Source organism: Kribbella sindirgiensis (genome assembly GCF_004331435.1).
Lineage (GTDB): Bacteria > Actinomycetota > Actinomycetes > Propionibacteriales > Kribbellaceae > Kribbella > Kribbella sindirgiensis.
Window position 1 is genome coordinate 323,215 of sequence record NZ_SJKA01000003.1, and the last position, 15,036, is coordinate 338,250.

13 protein-coding genes are annotated in these 15,036 nt (G+C 67.3%); 1 reads left to right on the forward strand and 12 read right to left on the reverse strand.

Features of this window, described 5'->3' with window-relative positions; translation table 11 throughout:
- Positions 1 to 2: 2 nt before the first annotated feature.
- The 11 genes from rplB to E0H50_RS10090 form a co-directional block, all read right to left on the reverse strand.
- A complete protein-coding gene (gene rplB, locus E0H50_RS10040) occupies positions 3 to 836 on the reverse strand; it encodes a 50S ribosomal protein L2 (protein ID WP_131286351.1) in 834 nt (277 codons plus the stop codon).
- Positions 836 to 1,141, reverse strand: coding sequence for a 50S ribosomal protein L23 (gene rplW / locus E0H50_RS10045; protein ID WP_130384643.1), 306 nt, complete (start codon positions 1,139 to 1,141; stop codon positions 836 to 838). Before rplW ends, rplB begins: the two co-directional genes overlap by 1 nt.
- Positions 1,138 to 1,830 carry a 50S ribosomal protein L4 gene (rplD, locus tag E0H50_RS10050; RefSeq protein ID WP_131286352.1) on the reverse strand — a complete coding sequence of 231 codons (693 nt, stop codon included), beginning with the start codon at positions 1,828 to 1,830 and terminating at the stop codon, positions 1,138 to 1,140. The genes rplW and rplD overlap by 4 nt, the downstream gene beginning before the upstream one ends.
- Entirely contained in the window at positions 1,827 to 2,483 is a 657-nt protein-coding gene (gene rplC / locus E0H50_RS10055; protein WP_131286353.1) for a 50S ribosomal protein L3, read from the reverse strand. The genes rplD and rplC overlap by 4 nt, the downstream gene beginning before the upstream one ends.
- Positions 2,484 to 2,499: 16 nt before the next feature.
- Positions 2,500 to 2,808 (reverse strand): 30S ribosomal protein S10, encoded by a 309-nt coding sequence (rpsJ, locus tag E0H50_RS10060; protein ID WP_012923688.1) that lies wholly within the window; start codon positions 2,806 to 2,808, stop codon positions 2,500 to 2,502.
- Between the two features lie 352 nt (positions 2,809 to 3,160).
- Entirely contained in the window at positions 3,161 to 4,354 is a 1,194-nt protein-coding gene (tuf, locus tag E0H50_RS10065) for an elongation factor Tu (RefSeq protein ID WP_131286355.1), read from the reverse strand.
- Positions 4,355 to 4,426: 72 nt separating this feature from the next.
- Positions 4,427 to 6,487, reverse strand: coding sequence for an elongation factor G (gene fusA, locus E0H50_RS10070; protein WP_238150905.1), 2,061 nt, complete (start codon positions 6,485 to 6,487; stop codon positions 4,427 to 4,429).
- 122 nt (positions 6,488 to 6,609) lie between these two features.
- Positions 6,610 to 7,080 (reverse strand): 30S ribosomal protein S7, encoded by a 471-nt coding sequence (rpsG, locus tag E0H50_RS10075; protein ID WP_131286359.1) that lies wholly within the window; start codon positions 7,078 to 7,080, stop codon positions 6,610 to 6,612.
- The gene (gene rpsL, locus E0H50_RS10080) at positions 7,080 to 7,454 is read right to left on the reverse strand and encodes a 30S ribosomal protein S12 (RefSeq protein ID WP_130384649.1); all 375 of its coding nucleotides are present in this window, start codon (positions 7,452 to 7,454) and stop codon (positions 7,080 to 7,082) included. Before rpsL ends, rpsG begins: the two co-directional genes overlap by 1 nt.
- 278 nt (positions 7,455 to 7,732) lie before the next feature.
- Positions 7,733 to 8,491: a maleylpyruvate isomerase N-terminal domain-containing protein gene (locus tag E0H50_RS10085; RefSeq protein ID WP_131286361.1), complete on the reverse strand. Its 759-nt coding sequence runs from the start codon at positions 8,489 to 8,491 to the stop codon at positions 7,733 to 7,735.
- The gene (locus E0H50_RS10090; RefSeq protein ID WP_131286363.1) at positions 8,484 to 9,791 is read right to left on the reverse strand and encodes a nuclear transport factor 2 family protein; all 1,308 of its coding nucleotides are present in this window, start codon (positions 9,789 to 9,791) and stop codon (positions 8,484 to 8,486) included. Before E0H50_RS10090 ends, E0H50_RS10085 begins: the two co-directional genes overlap by 8 nt.
- A 634-nt stretch (positions 9,792 to 10,425) precedes the next feature.
- Between E0H50_RS10090 and E0H50_RS10095 the strand changes: the two genes are divergently transcribed.
- Complete coding sequence (locus E0H50_RS10095; protein ID WP_131286365.1) at positions 10,426 to 10,956, forward strand: hypothetical protein; 531 nt, start codon at positions 10,426 to 10,428, stop codon at positions 10,954 to 10,956.
- A 177-nt stretch (positions 10,957 to 11,133) separates the two neighbouring features.
- Here the strand turns inward: E0H50_RS10095 and E0H50_RS10100 are convergent, their stop codons facing one another.
- Positions 11,134 to 14,994: a DNA-directed RNA polymerase subunit beta' gene (locus E0H50_RS10100; protein WP_131286367.1), complete on the reverse strand. Its 3,861-nt coding sequence runs from the start codon at positions 14,992 to 14,994 to the stop codon at positions 11,134 to 11,136.
- Positions 14,995 to 15,036 lie beyond the last annotated feature (42 nt).

The following is a 15,036-nucleotide window of genomic DNA, read 5'->3' on the forward strand; positions in this document are numbered from 1 at the left end:
TATCAGCGCTTCTTGCCGGCCTTGCGGCGCCGGACGATCATTCGGTCGCTTTCCTTGCGGGTGCGGGTCCGGCCTTCCGGCTGGCCCCACGGGGACACCGGGTGGCGACCACCCGAGGTCTTACCCTCACCACCACCGTGCGGGTGGTCGACCGGGTTCATCGCGACACCGCGGACGGTCGGGCGCTTGCCCTTCCAGCGCATCCGGCCCGCCTTGCCCCAGTTGATGTTCGACTGCTCGCCGTTGCCGACCTCACCGAGGGTGGCGCGGCAGCGCACGTCGACCATCCGGACCTCGCCGGACGGCATCCGCAGGGTGGCCATCCGGCCTTCCTTCGCGACCAGCTGAATGCTGGCGCCGGCCGAGCGGCCCATCTTGGCGCCGCCACCCGGGCGCAGCTCGACGGCGTGCACCGTGGAACCGACCGGGATGTTGCGCAGCGGCAGGTTGTTGCCGATCTTGATGTCCGCGGCCGGGCCGTTCTCGACGACCGTGCCCTGCTTCAGGTTGGACGGGGCGAGGATGTAGCGCTTCTCGCCGTCCACGTAGTGCAGCAGCGCGATCCGCGCGGTCCGGTTCGGGTCGTACTCGATGTGCGCGACCTTGGCCGGCACGCCGTCCTTGTCGTACCGCTTGAAGTCGATCAGCCGGTACGCCCGCTTGTGACCGCCGCCGTGGTGCCGGGTGGTGATCTTGCCGGAGTTGTTCCGGCCGCCCTTCTTGGGCAGCGGACGCAGCAGCGACTTCTCGGGGGTCGAACGGGTGAGCTCGACGAAGTCGGCCACGCTCGAGCCACGGCGGCCCGGCGTCGTCGGCTTGTACTTGCGGATTCCCATTACGACTGGCCTCCGAAGATATCGATGCGGTCGTCGCCCTTGAGGGTCACGATCGCCCGCTTGGTGTCCGGGCGCTTGCCGAAACCGGACCGGGTCCGGCGGCGCTTGCCCTTGCGGTTCAGGGTGTTGACGTCGCTGACCTTGACCTTGAACACCTTCTCGACCGCGAGCTTGATCTCGGTCTTGTTGGCGTCCGGCGCGACCTCGAACGTGTACTTCTGCTCGTCCAGCAGGCCGTAGCTCTTCTCGCTCACGACCGGCCGGAGCAGCACGTCACGCGGGTCCTTGTTGACTCCGTGGCTCATGCCTCTACCTCCTCGGCCTCAGTCGACGTGGCGACGGCCTTGACGGACTTGCCCTTGGGCGCGCCGGCAACGAAGGAGTCCAGGGCGCTCTTGGTGAACACCACTGCGTCGCTGCACAGCACGTCGTACGCGTTCAGCTGGTCGGCCGCGATCAGGTGCACGTGCTGCACGTTGCGCAGGCTCAGCCAGGTGAGCTCGTCGGCGCGGTCGACGACGACCAGCGCCTTACCCGGCTCGGTCACCTCGCCGAGCACCTTCAGCGCCGACTTGGTGGAGGGCTTGTCGCCGTCCACGAAGCTCTCGACGACGAACACGCGGCCGTCACGGGCCCGGTCCGACAGCGAGCCGCGGAGCGCGGCGGCGATCATCTTCTTCGGGGTCCGCTGGCTGTAGTCGCGCGGCACCGGGCCGTGGACGACGCCACCGCCGGTGAACTGCGGCGCACGGGTCGAACCCTGGCGGGCGCGACCGGTGCCCTTCTGGCGGTACGGCTTGGCGCCACCGCCGGACACCTCGCCCCGGGTCTTCGCCTTGTGCGTACCCTGGCGGGCCGCGGCCAGCTGGGCCACCACGACCTGGTGGATCAGCGGCACGTTGACCTGGACGTCGAACAGCTCGGCCGGAAGCTCGGCGGAACCCTTCTTGCTGACCTTGTCGCCCTTCACGACGACGACGTCGACGGTGCTCACTTGCCAGCTCCCTTCGCGGCGTTGCGGATCAGCACGAGGCCGCCCTTGGGGCCGGGGACGGCGCCCTTGATCAGGATCAGGCCGCGCTCGGCGTCGATCGCGTGCACCGACACGTTCTGCGTGGTGACCTGCTCGGCGCCCATCCGGCCCGCCATCCGCAGGCCCTTGAAGACCCGGCCCGGGGTGGCGCAGCCGCCGATGGAACCCGGCGAGCGGTGCTTCTTGTGCACACCGTGGGTGGCGCGCAGACCGTGGAAGCCGTGCCGCTTCATGACACCGGCGAAACCCTTGCCCTTGCTGGTGGCGGAGACGTCGACGAGCTCACCGGCTGCGAAGGCCTCGGCCTTGATCTCCTGGCCCAGGGTGTACTCACTGGCGTCGGCGGTGCGCAGCTCCAGCAGGTGGCGCCGCGGAGTCACGCCGGCCTTCTCGAAGTGCCCCCGCATGGGCTTGGTCACCTTGCGCGGGTCGATGTCGCCGAAGGCGATCTGGACGCCGTCGTACCCGTGGCTGGCCGAGGTGCGAACCTCGGTCACGACGCACGGGCCGGCCTGGACCACGGTCACGGGGACGACGCGGTTGTTCTCGTCCCAGGTCTGGGTCATGCCGAGCTTGGTGCCCAGCAGACCGCGCGTGTTCTTTAGCTTGCTCATTGGCTGTTCGCGTCCCTCAGAGCTTGATCTCGATGTCGACGCCGGCCGGCAGGTCGAGACGCATCAGCGAGTCGACGGTCTTCGGCGTGGGGTCGATGATGTCGATGAGCCGCTTGTGGGTGCGCATCTCGAAGTGCTCGCGGCTGTCCTTGTACTTGTGCGGCGAGCGGATGACGCAGAACACGTTCTTTTCCGTCGGCAACGGCACCGGGCCAGCAACCTTCGCACCAGTACGCGTCACCGTGTCGACAATCTTGCGTGCCGAGCTGTCGATGACCTCGTGGTCGTAGGCCTTCAGCCGGATGCGGATCTTCTGTCCCGCCATCGCTTCGCTTCGTCCTTCTCTATCGTCTTCGCCTTCGTTGCTCCGACCCCCGCGGTCGGGTGTGTCGCGCACGCGGAACGCACGTGACCCACCGCTTCGTCGACCTGGATTGGAGATCGGGGCCCGGTCTCGGACCGGAACCTCGGCATGGTCTCCGGTCCAGCGCACCAGCCAGATCAAGAAGATCTGGGGCGCACCCCGGCGGCCTCGCCTGAGCAACCTGAATATTGTGCCATCGATGGGCGCCGGAACGCCAATCGGGTGGCTTCACGCCTGATCCGGTACCACCTGAGCGCCGGATCAGGCACAAAGCAGAGGCCCGCGCGGGACAGCCCGCGCGGGCCTCATGAGATCACTTGATGATCTTGGTGACCCGGCCGGCGCCGACGGTGCGGCCACCTTCACGGATCGCGAACTTCAGACCGTCCTCCATGGCGATCGGCTGGATCAGCTCGACCGACATGTCGGTGTTGTCGCCCGGCATGACCATCTCGGTGCCCTCGGGCAGCGTGACGACACCGGTGACATCGGTGGTGCGGAAGTAGAACTGCGGGCGGTAGTTCTGGAAGAACGGCGTGTGACGGCCGCCCTCCTCCTTGGACAGGATGTAGACCGACGCCTCGAAGTTCGTGTGCGGGGTCGTGGTGCCCGGCTTGATGACGACCATGCCGCGCTCGACGTCCTCGCGCTTGGTGCCACGAAGCAGCAGACCGACGTTCTCACCGGCCTGGCCCTCGTCGAGCAGCTTGCGGAACATCTCGATACCGGTGACCGTGGTGGTCTGCTTCTCCGGACGGATACCGACGATGTCGACGGTCTCGTTGACCTTGATGACACCGCGCTCGATCCGGCCGGTGATGACCGTGCCGCGACCCGTGATGGTGAAGACGTCCTCCACCGGCATCAGGAACGGCTTGTCGATCTCGCGCTCCGGCTGCGGGATGTACTCGTCGACCGCGTTCATCAGCTCGAGGATCGACTCGCCCCACTTGGCGTCGCCCTGCAGCGCCGGGTGAGCGGCGACGCGGACGATCGGCGCGTTGTCGCCGTCGAACTCCTGCTCCGAGAGCAGCTCGCGGACCTCGAGCTCGACGAGCTCCAGGATCTCCTCGTCGTCGACCATGTCGCACTTGTTCAGGGCGACGACCATCGCCGGCACGCCGACCTGACGGGCGAGCAGCACGTGCTCACGCGTCTGCGGCATCGGGCCGTCGGTGGCGGCGACGACCAGGATCGCGCCGTCCATCTGAGCCGCACCGGTGATCATGTTCTTGATGTAGTCCGCGTGCCCCGGGCAGTCGACGTGGGCGTAGTGCCGGGCCTCGGTCTGGTACTCGACGTGCGCGATCGAGATGGTGATACCGCGCTGGCGCTCTTCCGGCGCCTTGTCGATCTGATCGAACGCCGACGCCTCGTTCAGGTCCGGGTACTTGTCGTGCAGCACCTTGGTGATCGCCGCGGTAAGAGTGGTCTTACCGTGGTCGATGTGACCGATGGTGCCGATGTTGACGTGCGGCTTAGTCCGCTCGAACTTCGCCTTCGCCACTGGGGCCCTCCTAGATAAATTGACTACGCCGTACGCCGACGCGCTTGGGGTGTGGTGGTCAGGAGCGAGAGACTACTCGCCCCGGGCCTTCTTGATGATCTCTTCCGCCACGTTCTTCGGAACCTCGGCGTAGGAATCGAACTGCATCGAGTAGGACGCGCGGCCCTGGGTCTTCGACCGCAGGTCACCGACATACCCGAACATCTCCGACAGCGGCACCAGGGCCTTGACGACCCGGCTGCCACCAGGACCTTCGTCCATGGACTGGATCTGGCCACGGCGGGAGTTGAGGTCGCCGATCACTTCACCCATGTAGTCCTCGGGCGTGGTGACCTCGACCGCGAACATCGGCTCCAGGATGACCGGGTTCGCCCGGCGGGCGGCATCCTTGAAGGCCATCGAACCGGCGATCTTGAAGGCGAGCTCGGACGAGTCGACATCGTGGTAGGCGCCGTCGGTCAGCGTGACCTTGACGTCCACCATCGGGTAGCCGGCCAGTACGCCGAACTCCATCGCCTCCTGGGCGCCCTCGTCCACCGACGGGATGTACTCCCGCGGGATCCGGCCACCGGTGACGGAGTTGACGAACTCGTAGCCGCCTTCGCCGCCGGCCTCGACCGAGGTCGGCTCGATGTTGATGATCACGCGCGCGAACTGACCCGAACCACCGGTCTGCTTCTTGTGCGTGTAGTCGACCTTCTCGACCTTCTTCTTGATGGTCTCGCGGTAGGCGACCTGCGGCTTGCCGACGTTGGCCTCGACGCGGAACTCGCGCTTCATCCGGTCGACCAGCACCTCGAGGTGCAGCTCGCCCATCCCGGCGATGATCGTCTGGCCGGTGTCCTCGTCGGTCCGGACCTGGAAGGTCGGGTCCTCCTCGGCGAGCCGCTGGATCGCGACGCCCAGCTTCTCCTGGTCGGCCTTCGACTTGGGCTCGATGGCGACCGAGATGACCGGGGCCGGGAACTGCATGGACTCCAGCACGACCGGCTTGGCCGGGTCGCACAGGGTCTCACCGGTGGTGGTGTCCTTGAGGCCCATCACGGCGACGATGTGGCCGGCGCCGATCGACGCGATCTCCTCACGCTTGTTCGCGTGCATCCGGTAGATCTTGCCGATCCGCTCCTTGCGGCCCTTCGTCGGGTTCAGCACCTGGGTGCCGGTCTCGAGCTTGCCCGAGTACACCCGGATGAAGGTCAGCTTGCCCAGGTGCGGGTCGGCCGCGATCTTGAACGCCAGCGCCGAGAACGGCTCGCTGTCGTCCGGCTTGCGCAGCACGACCTGCTCGGCGTCCTTGACGTCGTGGCCCTCGATGGCCGGGACGTCGATCGGGCTCGGCAGGTAGGCGTTGATCGCGTCCAGCAGCGGCTGGACGCCCTTGTTCTTGAACGCCGTACCGGTCAGCACCGGGGTCAGCTTGCTCGCGATGGTCGCGCGCCGGATCGCGGCGACGAGCTGCTCCTGGGTGGGCTCGTCGCCCTCCAGGTACATCTCCATGATCTCGTCGTCGGCCTCGGCCAGCGTCTCGATCAGCTTGTCGCGCCACTCGGCGGCGATCTCGGTGTGGGTCGCCGGGATCTCCTCGACGGTGTAGTCCTCACCCATCGTGGTCTCGCCGCGCCAGGTCAGCGCGCGCATCCCGATCAGGTCGACGACGCCGATGAAGTCGGCCTCGGACCCGATCGGCAGCTGCAGCACCAGCGGCACCGCGGCCAGCCGGTCGACGATCATGTCGACACAGCGCATGAACTCCGCGCCGGTCCGGTCCAGCTTGTTCACGAAGCAGATGCGGGGTACGCCGTACCGGTCCGCCTGACGCCACACGGTCTCGGACTGCGGCTCGACGCCGGCGACACCGTCGAAGACCGCGACGGCTCCGTCGAGGACGCGCAGCGAACGCTCCACCTCGACGGTGAAGTCCACGTGGCCCGGGGTGTCGATGATGTTGATGGTGTGGTCTTTCCAGGTGCAGGTCGTCGCGGCGGACGTGATCGTGATGCCGCGCTCCTGCTCCTGCTCCATCCAGTCCATCGTGGCGGCGCCGTCGTGGACCTCACCGATCTTGTAGGTGATACCGGTGTAGAAGAGGATCCGCTCGGTCGTCGTCGTCTTGCCGGCGTCGATGTGGGCCATGATCCCGATGTTGCGGACCTTGGCCAGGTCGGTGGTGATTTGTACGGCCACCTCGGTGGTCTACCTCTCGATTCTGTACTGCGTCAAAGGGGTGAGTGCCGGCGTCCGGATCGGACTCCGGTTCACCAGCGGTAGTGGGCGAAAGCCTTGTTGGCTTCGGCCATCTTGTGCGTGTCCTCGCGGCGCTTCACCGACGCACCGAGACCGTTGGACGCGTCCAGGATCTCGTTCATCAGGCGCTCGGACATGGTCTTCTCGCGACGGGCCCGCGAGTACGTCGTCAGCCAGCGCAGCGCCAGCGTGGTGGACCGGCCGGGCTTGACCTCGATCGGCACCTGGTAGGTGGCTCCACCGACCCGACGGCTCTTGACCTCGATGCTCGGCTTCACGTTGTCCAGCGCACGCTTCAGCGTGATCACCGGGTCGGTGCCGGTCTTGGTGCGGGTGCCCTCGAGCGCGCTGTAGACGATGCTCTGCGCGATCTGCTTCTTGCCGTCGACCAGGATCTTGGAGATCAACTGGGTGACGAGCGGCGAACTGTAGACCGGGTCGATGATGACCGGGCGCTTCGGGGCCGGGCCCTTGCGCGGCATTAGCTCTTCTCCTTCTTCGCGCCGTAGAGGCTGCGAGCCTGCTTCCGGTTCTTCACACCCTGGGTGTCGAGCGAACCGCGGATGATCTTGTACCGGACACCCGGGAGGTCCTTCACCCGGCCGCCACGCACGAGCACGATCGAGTGCTCCTGCAGGTTGTGGCCGACGCCGGGAATGTAGGCGGTGACCTCGATACCGCTGGTCAGGCGGACACGCGCAACCTTGCGAAGCGCGGAGTTCGGCTTCTTCGGCGTGGTCGTGTAGACGCGCGTGCACACACCACGACGCTGAGGGGAACCCTTCAGGGCGGGCGTCTTGTTCTTGGACACCTTGTCCTGGCGGCCCTTGCGGACCAGCTGGTTAATGGTGGGCACCGCGTGGGTCTCTTTCTGTCGTCCGGCTGGGTTTGTAGCTTTTACCTGACCCCCGCGGTCGGGTGTGTCGCGTGCGCACGAGCAGACCGAAGCCGTAATCTTCCAGACTGTCGGCAGGAGTCCCGTGCCACGCGGCCCGACCCGTTGGACGAGGGGCACGCATGACGGCCCAGGAAAGACCCCGGGCACGATCGTTAAGACTAGCGGGTGCCTCAAGTGCGGTCAAAATGACTGATCGACCACGGTTGAGAGCCTTCCGCCCCTCCAGTGTACAAGGCTTACGGAGTAGCCCTCCCGGCCAGGAAGTCACTGGCCACGACAGCGTCTCCCTCGACGGTCAGCGCGGCCGCCGGCAAGCGCTTCCACACGCACAGGTCAAGCTCGGCCGCGGTGCCGGACAGCACCGCCTCACCCGTCGCCTTGCCCCGTTCGACCCGCGGCCGATCCCCTTGTGGCACAGGGGTTAGCGTCCATTCGTCGCCGGTGTCGGTCGCCCGTACGCCGACCTGCCGGGTGACCGCCGGCGCGAACCCGCGGGCGATCATCCGCGGCAGGAACACCTCGAAAACCTCGTCCACCCCGTCGGCCGCGATCGCCGCCAAGGGGACTGCCAGTCCGTCATCGACCTGCTCGTCAGCCGCCAGGCCGGCCTGAATGAGGTCCACCAGGTGGATGACCGTCTCATGGAGACGACGGCGGGACCAGAACCCCGCACGCTGTTCCACCGGTGCGAAATTCCAGCATTTCTCGTCCGGATCGACCGCGCGGATCGCCGCCGCCAACGCGGCAGTCGTCCCGGCGTACCAGTCCGGCCAGGAGGCCGTCGTACGCAGCACCTCCGGCTCCTTCTGGGAGGTGCCGCTGAGCAGGATCGACGCGGCCCAGCGCTGCCCCGCCCCCAGGTGCAGGGCCAGGTCGGCGACGGTCCAGCCGGGACAGGCCGGCACCGCCGCACCAGGATCGATCCATCCGAGGGCGGCCGCGAAATCGTCGGCCGCCCGCTCGTACTCGGACAGGTGATCGATCGGGTCAGGCACGGAACTCGACGTCGGTGATCAGGCCGTCGAGGACCCGGTAGAGCGCGAGTTGCGGGGTTTCGCCGTCGTCGTACGTGATGACGTGCTCGACCACCCACTCCCCCAGCATCAGCCGCTGGACGACCTCGGTCTTGCAGCGGCCGGCGGCGAAGCGCGGGCGGTAGAACTCGCGCAGGAACCGGCGGCCCTTGAGCTCGGTGCCGTCCGCGAGCAGGATCCGGGCGGTCGGCGAGTACATGGCCAGGAACGCCTCGAGATCGTGGGCGTCGTACGCCGCGTGCTCACGGCCGATCACCCGTGCGGCCGGCGTATCGGCCGTGACAGCCGCCACCGTCGCGGCTCCGAGACCCGCCAACGGCGGCTGAGCCGGAACGGGCGCGACGGGCGCCGGAACGACGGGCGGAGGGGTGGTGGTGGGTGTGGAGGTCACCGGCGGCTGAGTGGCGGGTTCAGCCGGAGCCGGGGCCGGGGCTTTCTGCACCGCGACGGCCGCTTTGGGTGCGGACGTCGTACGGCGGGTTGGGGTGGTCTTCTTGGTGGCCGGGGGTGGGACGAGGAGCTTGCCGTCGGTGCCAGGCTCTTCGCCGAGGTGGGCGATCGCCCAGTCGAGAGCCTTGGTCACGGCGGCGCGTGATTCTTCGGTGTGGTCGAGCATGTCGAACCCGTGGTGCCCTTTCGGTACGTCGATGATGTCCAGCGCGGCGCCGCCCGCGGAGACGAACTCCGCTACCGGACCGGCGAGCTCCTCACGCTCGAGTCCGACTCTTGTCAGCAGCACCGGCAGGTCCTTGTGTTTGCCGATCACTTCGGCAGCGGTTACCAGATCGTCGACACCGGGCGGGGTGGCGAGCAGGGGGTACGTCAGGGCGACGAAGCGCAGCCAGTCGGGGCGGCTGTCCAGCCACTCACCGGCGAGCAGGCCCGCGCCCGAGAAGAACCACAGGCCGACCCGATCGGGATCGACACGTGGATCGGAACGCAGTACGCCGACCGCAGCCTCCACCTCGTCCGCGGCCGTGACCAGTCGGTCGAGGCCGTGAATCAGGCTGTGGTCGACCACCGCCGAGACCAGGCCACGCCTGGCCGCAGCGGTTGCATAACCCTTGTAGACCGGCCAGTCCCGAGGCATCACCTCGAGGCCGGCAGGCCCAGGTCCCCCGTGCACGAAGAGAATTGCGCCGCCTCGGGCGGTACCGGGCGGGCGGTACAGGTCGATCTCCCCCAGGCGATCGACGCGTACGTCAGAACCTTCCAGAACCCCCAAGACGAAAGGCCGCAGGTAGGCCGGCAGATCCGTCATGCACCAATCTTGGCGCATGACGGGCACCTTTACAGCCGCCACCCCGAGTGTCTTTTCCGGCACCCGTCGTACTGGCGCGTAAAAGCACCGCGGACAGCCCCCGATCCCCCCGCCCAGGACGCCGAACTCCCCAAACCGGTTCGGGAACGGAAGCCATCCGGACCGGGGAGGATCACCCACCCGAATCGGGCTGCTCGCCTCCCCGAACCGGTTTGGGCGACGGAGCGGGACAGGCGGGGTCGGCGGTGGAAGGGGGTCGGGGGCGAGCATCGGGTTTGCACAGGAAACAAATGGTCGGGCGGGACGGGTGGCCGGCGGTGCATCTTCTCTGGCAGCGGATCCGCGGGCGATCCGTCGAGAGGAGTTGCCATGCGAAACGTCGACGCGGTGCGCGACAGTGACCCACCTGACGAGATCGACGAGGGACTGATGCGGTTCAGGGACCTGTGTCATCAGCAGGCGGGTGCCTTCAGCAGACAGCAGGCGGTCGCGCACGGGATCACGGACAAGGTCCTTTCGCGACAACGCCGTGCGCGGCAGATCCAGCACGTCCACGGCGGTGTGTACGTCGACTTCACCGGGCCGCTGCCGTGGGAGACCAGGGTCTGGGCCGCTTGGCTCGCCTACGGCCCGAATGGTCCGGCAGGCCGCTCTGCTCCTCGATGTCTGCCGCCAGCGCGCCACCACTCCCCGGCGTCTGCTCGCCGAACTCGACTCGCTCACCAGACTGCCTGCTCGTCAGGTTCTCCGCCGGATCGTGCTGGACGCGGCGGACGGTGTGCAGTCGTTCCTGGAGCAGGTCTACCTGCGCCGGGTCGAGCGGGCGCATGGACTGCCGACCGCCGAGCGGCAGGTCCGGGTCGAGTCGACGGACGGGTTTGGCCGAATCGTCCGCTATCGCGACGCCCTGTACTCGCCGTACGGACTCGTCATCGAGCTCGACGGGCACGCCGGTCATTCGGACTCCGAGTCGCGGTGGCGCGACATGCACCGGGACAACTCCACGGCGATGAGCGGCGATCTGACTCTGCGATTTGGCTACCAACTCGTCGACGAGCCATGCCAGGCGGCCGCACAGGTGGCTTCTGCCCTGCGCCTTCGAGGCTGGACCGGCACTGCTCGCTCCTGCTCGGCCGGCTGCTCCGTCGCTCGCAACGCCGCCTAGACAGTTTGGGGAGGATGCCCTCCCCAAAACGGGCAGCGGCGGTCCCCGAACCGGTTTGGGGGGACCAGTGCGTCAGGGTCAGGAGGTTTCGGGGAAAGCGCGAGGGCGGTGCCTCCCGATGTGGGAAGCACCGCCCTCGGTGCCTTCATTGCCCCGGATGGGGCGAGGTGACTCGGCTCAGTTCTGGTACGAACCGAGGTCGAAGTCGTCGAGCGGGACCGACTGACCGCTGGACGGGCCGAAGTCGTAGTCGTACGACTCGTAGCCGACCATCGAGTACATCGCGGCCTTCGCCTCCTCGGTGGGCTCCACCCGGATGTTGCGGTAACGGTCCATGCCGGTACCCGCCGGGATCAGCTTTCCGATGATGACGTTCTCCTTCAGACCGACCAGCGAGTCGGACTTGCCGTGGATCGCGGCCTCGGTGAGGACGCGGGTCGTCTCCTGGAAGGAGGCGGCCGACAGCCACGACTCGGTCGCCAGCGAGGCCTTGGTGATCCCCATCAGCACCGGACGGCCCGAGGCCGGCGTACCGCCCTCGGCCACGACGCGACGGTTCTCCGCCTCGAACATGATCCGGTCCGCCAGCTCGCCCGGCAGCAGGTTCGCCTCGCCGGACTCGATCACCGTGACCCGGCGCAGCATCTGCCGGACGATGATCTCGATGTGCTTGTCGTGGATGGCCACACCCTGCGACCGGTACACCTCCTGGACCTCGTCCACCAGGTGCTCCTGCGCCTTGCGGACACCCAGGATCCGCAGAACCTCCTGCGGGTCCGGCGTACCCTGCGTCAACTGCTGACCGACCTCGACGTGCTGACCGTCCTCGATCAGCAGGCGACCACGCTTCGACACCGGGTAGGCGACCTCCTCGGAGCCGTCGTCCGGGGTGAGCACCAGCTTCCGGGTCTTGTCGGTGTCCTCGATCGCGATCCGGCCCGCGGCCTCCGAGATCGGCGCCTTGCCCTTGGGCTGACGCGCCTCGAACAGCTCGACCACACGCGGCAGACCGTGGGTGATGTCATCACCCGCGACACCACCGGTGTGGAAGGTCCGCATCGTCAGCTGCGTACCGGGCTCACCGATGGACTGGGCCGCGATGATGCCGACCGCCTCGCCGATGTCGACCGGCTTGCCGGTCGCCAGCGAACGGCCGTAGCACTTGGCGCAGGTACCGGTCTTGGCGTCACAGGTGAGCACCGACCGGACCTTGACCTCCTCGATCCCGGCCTCGACCAGCTTCGCGATCGACACGTCGCCCAGGTCGGCGCCGCCGGCGAGCACGACGTTGCCGTCGGCGTCCAGGGCGTCGGTGGCCAGGGTCCGCGCGTACGCGCTGGTCTCCACGTTCTCGGCGTGCACGACCTTGCCGGACGGGTCCTTCTCGCCGATCTGCTTCGGCAGGCCCCGCTCGGTGCCGCAGTCCTCCTCGCGGATGATCACGTCCTGCGACACGTCCACCAGACGACGGGTCAGGTACCCCGAGTCGGCGGTCCGCAGCGCGGTGTCGGCCAGACCCTTCCGGGCGCCGTGGGTGGCGATGAAGTACTCGACCACCGACAGGCCCTCACGGAAGTTGGACTTGATCGGCCGGGCGATGATCTCGCCCTTCGGGTTGGCCACCAGACCACGCATACCGGAGATCTGCCGGATCTGCATCATGTTGCCTCGGGCTCCCGAGTGCACCATCATCCAGATCGGGTTGTCCTTGGCGAAGTTCTCCTCCATCGCCTTACCGACCTCGGCGTTGGCACCGGTCCAGATCTCGATCAGCTCCTGACGCCGCTCGGACGAGGTGATCAGACCCCGCTCGAACTGCTTCTGGACCTTCTCGGCCTGGGACTCGTACCGCGCCATGATCTCCGGCTTGGACGGCGGCGTGCTGAAGTCGTCGATCGACACCGTCACACCGGACCGCGTGGACCAGTAGTAACCGAGGTCCTTCAGCGCGTCCAGCGCGTGCGCCACCTCGACCTTGGTGTACCGCTCGGCCAGGTCGTTGACGATCCCGCCGAGCTGCTTCTTGCCCACCTCGGTGTCGACGAACGGGTAGTCCGCCGGCAGCGCCTCGTTGAACAGCGCCCGGCCCAGCGTGGTCTCCAGCGCGAACCCGCCGCCGGCCAGCGCCACCGCGTTCTCCGGTGCGGCCGAACCGCTGAGCCGGATGGTGATCTTGGCCTGCAGCGACAGCTCGTTGCGGTCGAAGGCCATCATCGCCTCGGCCACCGAGCTGAACGCCCGGCCCTCGCCCAGCGCGCCTTCCTTCAGCATGGTCAGGAAGTAGATGCCGATGATCATGTCCTGGGTCGGCATGGTGACGGGACGACCGTCGGCCGGCTTCAGGATGTTGTTCGTCGACAGCATCAGGATCCGGGCCTCGGCCTGCGCCTCGGCCGACAGCGGCAGGTGCACCGCCATCTGGTCACCGTCGAAGTCCGCGTTGAACGCGGAGCAGACGAGCGGGTGGATCTGGATCGCCTTGCCCTCGATCAGCTGCGGCTCGAACGCCTGGATACCCAGCCGGTGCAGGGTTGGTGCACGGTTGAGCAGGACCGGGTGCTCGGTGATGACCTCTTCCAGCACGTCCCAGACCTGGGCGCGCTGACGCTCGACCATCCGCTTGGCGGACTTGATGTTCTGCGCGTGGTTGAGGTCGACCAGCCGCTTCATCACGAACGGCTTGAACAGCTCCAGCGCCATCGCCTTCGGCAGACCGCACTGGTGCAGCTTCAGCTGCGGACCGACCACGATGACCGAACGGCCGGAGTAGTCGACGCGCTTACCAAGCAGGTTCTGACGGAAGCGGCCCTGCTTGCCCTTGAGCATGTCGGACAGCGACTTCAGCGGCCGGTTGCCCGGGCCGGTGACCGGACGACCACGGCGGCCGTTGTCGAACAGCGCGTCGACGGCCTCCTGCAGCATCCGCTTCTCGTTGTTGACGATGATCTCCGGCGCGCCCAGGTCGAGCAGTCGCTTGAGCCGGTTGTTCCGGTTGATCACCCGGCGGTACAGGTCGTTCAGGTCGGAGGTGGCGAACCGGCCACCGTCGAGCTGGACCATCGGCCGCAGGTCCGGCGGGATCACCGGGACGCAGTCGAGCACCATGCCCATCGGGCTGTTGTTGGTCGCCAGGAACGCGGTGACGACCTTGAGCCGCTTCAGGGCGCGGGTCTTGCGCTGGCCCTTACCGGTCTTGATCGTCTCGCGCAGGTTGTCCGCCTCGGCCTTCAGATCGAAGGTCTCCAGCCGGCGCTGGATCGCGGCGGCACCCATGGCGCCCTCGAAGTACTTGCCGAACCGCTCCTTCATGGCGCGGTAGAGGATCTCGTCGCCCTCGAGGTCCTGGACCTTCAGGTTCTTGAACCGGGTCCAGACCTCGTCGAGGCGGTCGATCTCGCGCTGCGAGCGGTCGCGCAGCTGCTTGACCTCCCGCTCGGCGCCTTCCTTGACCTTGCGGCGTACGTCGGCCTTGGCGCCCTCGGCCTCGAGCTGCGCCAGGTCCTCCTCGAGCTTCTTCATCCGCTGCTCGATGTCGTTGTCACGACGGTTCTCGAGCTGCTTGCGCTCCACGTCCACGCGACCCTCGAGCGAGGACAGGTCGCGGTGCCGCGACTCCTCGTCGACGTCGGTGATCATGTACGCCGCGAAGTAGATGACCTTCTCCAGGTCCTTCGGGGCGAGGTCGAGCAGGTAGCCGAGCCGCGACGGGACACCCTTGAAGTACCAGATGTGGGTGACCGGCGCGGCCAGCTCGATGTGGCCCATCCGCTCGCGGCGCACCTTGGAGCGGGTGACCTCGACGCCACACCGCTCGCAGATGATGCCCTTGAAGCGAACGCGCTTGTACTTACCGCAGTAGCACTCCCAGTCCCGGGTGGGACCGAAGATCTTCTCGCAGAACAGACCGTCACGCTCGGGCTTGAGCGTCCGGTAGTTGATCGTCTCGGGCTTCTTGACCTCGCCGTGCGACCACTGGCGGATTTCATCCGCGGTCGCCAGGCCGATCCGAAGCTCGTCGAAGAAGTTCACGTCGAGCACGATGTGTTATCTCCCGTTGCTAAAAATGGTCTGAGTGAGTTG

Bases quoted from the DNA above. Each gene is read 5' to 3' on its own strand.
- rplB (WP_131286351.1), bottom strand. From the start codon at position 836: ATGGGAATCCGCAAGTACAAGCCGACGACGCCGGGCCGCCGTGGCTCG.
- rplW (WP_130384643.1), bottom strand. From the start codon at position 1,141: ATGAGCCACGGAGTCAACAAGGACCCGCGTGACGTGCTGCTCCGGCCG.
- rplC (WP_131286353.1), bottom strand. From the start codon at position 2,483: ATGAGCAAGCTAAAGAACACGCGCGGTCTGCTGGGCACCAAGCTCGGC.
- rpsJ (WP_012923688.1), bottom strand. From the start codon at position 2,808: ATGGCGGGACAGAAGATCCGCATCCGGCTGAAGGCCTACGACCACGAG.
- fusA (WP_238150905.1), bottom strand. From the start codon at position 6,487: ATGGCCCACATCGACGCCGGCAAGACGACGACGACCGAGCGGATCCTC.
- rpsG (WP_131286359.1), bottom strand. From the start codon at position 7,080: ATGCCGCGCAAGGGCCCGGCCCCGAAGCGCCCGGTCATCATCGACCCG.
- E0H50_RS10090 (WP_131286363.1), bottom strand. From the start codon at position 9,791: ATGACGGATCTGCCGGCCTACCTGCGGCCTTTCGTCTTGGGGGTTCTG.
- E0H50_RS10095 (WP_131286365.1), top strand. From the start codon at position 10,426: ATGGTCCGGCAGGCCGCTCTGCTCCTCGATGTCTGCCGCCAGCGCGCC.